Source organism: Arsenophonus sp. ENCA (assembly GCF_002287155.1).
Classification (GTDB): domain Bacteria; phylum Pseudomonadota; class Gammaproteobacteria; order Enterobacterales; family Enterobacteriaceae; genus Arsenophonus; species Arsenophonus nilaparvatae.
In genome coordinates, this window is sequence record NZ_NHNG01000058.1 from 1 (window position 1) to 4,439 (window position 4,439).

A 4,439-nucleotide genomic window follows, 5' to 3' on the forward strand; every position below is an offset into this window, starting at 1 on the left:
CTTTTTTTGTCTATAGAAGGTTCAACTAATCGCCATAGGTCTTTAGGGCGGAAACATCTACTTTTTAACCATCGGCTAACCGTGTCATGAGATAAAGGCGATGGGCTGACTTCTGATAACGCCAAACTAGAGTATCTTACACTGCTTACTTGCAAGAATATTTTATARATATCTTTAATGCATGGATAACCGGACAAAATATGAACATCCTGATTTTTTCTTGTTTTTAAATTTAYACTTCTTTTTTAGAGACTGCGAAACTCGTGGAAGAATTGAAAAATTTAGCCGCTGAATTTTCAGCTTGTTATTTGATTTATCGGAAAAAGAATCGAAAAGATCACGAGCGGCAGATGGGTGCAGGGCAGAAAGGATTTATCCCAACCCCACTAGATAAACTGCTTTTTATTTTATTGTATTTAAAATGTTATCCGACCTATGATTTGCAAGGACTTCTTTTTGGTTTAGATAGAACCCGGGTATGTCGCTGGGTAAAAATATTATTGCCGGTTTTAGAGATGACCTTGGGGCGAGAATGTGTTTTGCCCGCTCGTCAAATTCGCTCTGCTGAGGAATTTTTTCGCGCCTTTCCTGGAGTTAAAGACGTCTTTATTGATGGGACAGAGCGACCTGTCCAAAAGCCTAAGAATCTCACGAGTTTCGCACAGGCATATAAAATTCTAAAAATGGCTTAAAAGCAATGATTAATCTGCAAGTTACTAAAAAACATAAATTTTCTTAAATTACAATAAGTTGTATTTGATTTATAAGGTTTTGACTATTTATATATCATGCTGAATTAAACTTAAAAATAGAGCGTTTTTTTATTGGTGCGAAACTCGTGGTAAATTGAATATGCCAACGACAAGCCAGCCAAATAGTAACGCTATTCATCAAGGTGATTTCGAAGACATACCTTTCTAGGCGCTAATTATATCGGAGGTTCAACCATGAAACTTAACATCATCAAATTATTAATCACGACATTATTGTTTATCAGTGCAGCGTTCGCCTTCGAATTGGTAGTTGGACATCTAGCCAATGCCGATGCCTTCATTGACCCACAAATCAAGTTTAAACGTGGCGAATTAGGCAATATCCATTTAGGCGGGCAAGAGCTTCTGGTTATCGGCATTATGATAGTGCCAGCACTTTTTGTCTATTTGGGGGTATTTCTCGACACATTGAAGAAGTAGTCTAGAACGAATAGTCATTATCCCATTTGAATTTACCTCATTTAAATTATCCATATCGAAAGGTAAGCCTTTAACTATTAAAAAAGACCAGCACAAGACTGGCCAACACCAGGGAAAATGTTGTGCATAACACACAACGGAAACAATCCTACCACAAATAATTCACAGATAATCAATTTTTGATCTTAATCACATTTATTTAATCAATAACCGGAGAAATCCTATGAATAACGTCCATGAATACCGAACAACATTACATCATGTAAAAGCAGGGATGCAGGTTATTTATCATGGTGAAATGATGAAAATAATTAGATTGAAGGAAAAAAAATTAACAAACAAAGGATTGATATATCAATTTGATACTGATGGAGAAAGCGGAACATTAACCGGAAATGGCAGTAATAAAATCACTGTCTTAGAAAAAATAAACGACTTGTATAAAAGTAAAAGCTGGTATGTTTAGGGGATCACGTGAAGTATGACCTGATACTCGCAGACCCACATTGGCAATACCAAAACAAAGCATCAAAAGGCGCAGCAAATAACCTCTAATAATCTACCTGATTAAATCATATCCCTAACCTAACAAACACTGAATATAAACATTCGCACTTAGTCATTGGTTTCTGTGGGGCAATGAAGCGCCTGAGAATAGTGTGAGTTTGTATAATACAAGGAGATTAAAAAATGCTCATTAATAATAACAAATTAATGAAAGCTAGTTTATGGAGTTCTCGTGAATTTGAAGAAGGCTCAATACCTGATAATAGAACAATTAAACGATGGATTGAAGTAGGAAAACTCAAGGGTAAGATCGTTGATGGTTCTATATGGGTTGTTTCATCTGAACGGTGGGGAACTGATTCTATTATCTCATCACATATCAATGAATTAATACGAGATTCATAAAATGGCGGCTCGCCCAAGAAAGAGGGAGTATCGTAATCTCCCTGATTTTCTTTTCTTCGATAAATCAAAAAATATTTACAGATTAGTTTTAATAAATGGAAAAAAGAAAAATATCGGAAATGACAAAGCATTAGCTATTGCCATTGCTAGAGAATATAACAATATAATGCGCCCATTATTAAATATATCTATAAATTCTTTAATTCAAGAGTCAGGTGGTAAATTTGGCGAAGGACTACCATTTTCTGAACATGTTGAACATTTATTTAAGAGAATAGTAAAAGATGAAACCCCATCAATAACAACATTAGCTGATTGGAAGAATGATATAGAAAGAGTAAAAAAATTTTTTATTAATATTCTTTGCACAGAAATATCGCTTGAACATGTTAATGAATATATCAACAAATATCATGGGAACGCATCCGCCAACGTACAAAATAGAAAAGTTTCTTTTTTAAAAAAATTATTTAGCTACGCCATTGATGAATCTTTAATGCTAGATAATCCAGCAGAGCGAAAAAAACGCAGACGTACAGATAAAAAAGTTAGACACCGTTTATCTTTCGATGATTTCAAAAAAATTAGAAATGCCGCTGAACCATGGTTAAGAACTGCTATGGATCTTGCGTTACAAACCACTCAAGCAAGGTTAGAAGTCTCTCGTATAAGATACAATATCAAATCGCCACAAGAAGGTATTTGTGGATGTATATGGTATAAAGAACCTCAAAATAATATTTATGGAATGCTTTATATACATCGTCAAAAAGTTCAAGATAAAGAAGCATCACATATAGCTATACCTATTGGCGCTAAGCTAAAAGAAATAATTGATAATAGTCGTGATTCTATCGCAAGTCCGTATGTTGTCCATAGGCTTCCAATAAAAAGACCAAGCAAAATAAGTAGTGAGATTCATCACCCTACTCAAATCGCGCCTGATTACTTGAGCAGAGCATTTTCTAACTTGAGAGATCAACTAGGGGTAACAGCAAATTTAACATTAGCTGAAAGACCAACATTTCACGAAATTCGCGCATTAGCGGCACACTTGTTTAAAATTAATGGATTAGACCCTCAAGCAAGAATGGCACATAGTGACGCAAAATCAACAAAAATATATACTCAGAACCATGTAGATTGGGTAGAAGTACCTCACGGAGAGATATCATTATGACGGGGAAAAACTCAACTTAAGTTATTGATGTATATAATGCATATATTGTAATTTATGCACTGTTTGTTCATACAGTTAAATCGCTATTTATATATTAAATATCAATGAGTTACATGGTAATTAGTTGCCGTCATGGGGTGTCGGGGGTCGGAGGTTCAAATCCTCTCATGCCGACCAAGATTTACTAAGAAAACCAATCAGTTATGATTGGTTTTTTTGTGCCTGAAATTCATCGGTGGTAAAACTGGGGTAAAATTGTAGTAAAATGACCGATAATTATTCGTAGTTTTCTGCTCTTTCATGAGTCGATCGTATCAAACACTGCATATAAATCAATTCTCAAAATTTTTAATTAAGTAAAATAGCGTTTAAATTAATACTACTTAATTTGAGAATAAAATGAAAGAGATAACATTTTTCCTTATAGTGGCTTCTTTGTTTTCTTATTCAGCTAATTAAAAACTGATATAAGGGGAATTACCAAAGCTAACGGGACCACTAATTATGTCCAAGTTACCTATTTCTCTTCAGTGTTCAATTAAATTGTTGCTCCCTGTTGTTCATTAGTAGTAGCTGGCTTTCATTTATGGAAAAACAATTTAGACACTGAACTTGAATAGCGGAAAGAACCGCTATCAATACACCAAAGAAGAAAAGATTACATGCTATCACAATGGTTGAACCGAAAATTACTATAAAGAATTCTGTCTGTAATTTCTCCTCGCTTCATCACTATTAATCCTTACTTTTATTATCACTCTCTGAGTTTTTTGATGTGGACAATTGATTTTGTTCTGTTGGCCTAACAACCTTTGCAGGCATATACTTTTGCTTTGAAACACTTTCTGTCACAATTTTTCAGTCATTGATAAACCCCTTTCATTTAGCGGTGGTAGCTAAAGAACCACCTCACCTTATATCTTGATCATTGACTTTCAAAGGTTAATGATCCCCAACTGATCATTGGGATGTTACCGGTGAGTTTGTACTCTGCCTTAAGCTTAGAGCTTGTACGTCAGATTAAACCCTGGTGACATATTCATAATCGTCTTCAAGACCGAACGGTATCTTGTGCTACGAGCACGTATTTATAAGGAAGGTCAGGGCGATATATTCAATTATCTGTTTTTTTATGGAAGAATCTACCATGCTCA

The 4,439-nt window shown here is 34.8% G+C and carries 6 protein-coding genes; 5 read left to right on the plus strand and 1 reads right to left on the minus strand.

Annotation, left to right across the window (positions count from 1 at the left end; all coding sequences use genetic code 11):
* The coding region (locus CBG25_RS01640; protein ID WP_290604058.1) for a hypothetical protein at positions 1–197 on the minus strand (197 nt) is incomplete at its 3' end.
* A 66-nt stretch (positions 198–263) separates the two neighbouring features.
* Between CBG25_RS01640 and CBG25_RS01645 the strand changes: the two genes are divergently transcribed.
* The 5 genes from CBG25_RS01645 (at position 264) to CBG25_RS01665 (ending at position 3,285) form a co-directional block, all read left to right on the plus strand.
* A complete protein-coding gene (locus CBG25_RS01645) occupies positions 264–692 on the plus strand; it encodes a transposase family protein (RefSeq protein ID WP_290604059.1) in 429 nt (142 codons plus the stop codon).
* Positions 693–947: 255 nt separating this feature from the next.
* Positions 948–1,193, plus strand: coding sequence for a hypothetical protein (locus tag CBG25_RS01650; RefSeq protein ID WP_290604061.1), 246 nt, complete (start codon positions 948–950; stop codon positions 1,191–1,193).
* 223 nt (positions 1,194–1,416) lie between these two features.
* Complete coding sequence (locus tag CBG25_RS01655) at positions 1,417–1,659, plus strand: hypothetical protein (RefSeq protein ID WP_290604063.1); 243 nt, start codon at positions 1,417–1,419, stop codon at positions 1,657–1,659.
* 224 nt (positions 1,660–1,883) lie between these two features.
* Positions 1,884–2,105, plus strand: coding sequence for a hypothetical protein (locus CBG25_RS01660; RefSeq protein ID WP_290604065.1), 222 nt, complete (start codon positions 1,884–1,886; stop codon positions 2,103–2,105).
* A gap of 1 nt (position 2,106) precedes the next feature.
* Positions 2,107–3,285, plus strand: coding sequence for a site-specific integrase (locus CBG25_RS01665; protein WP_290604066.1), 1,179 nt, complete (start codon positions 2,107–2,109; stop codon positions 3,283–3,285).
* Positions 3,286–4,439 lie beyond the last annotated feature (1,154 nt).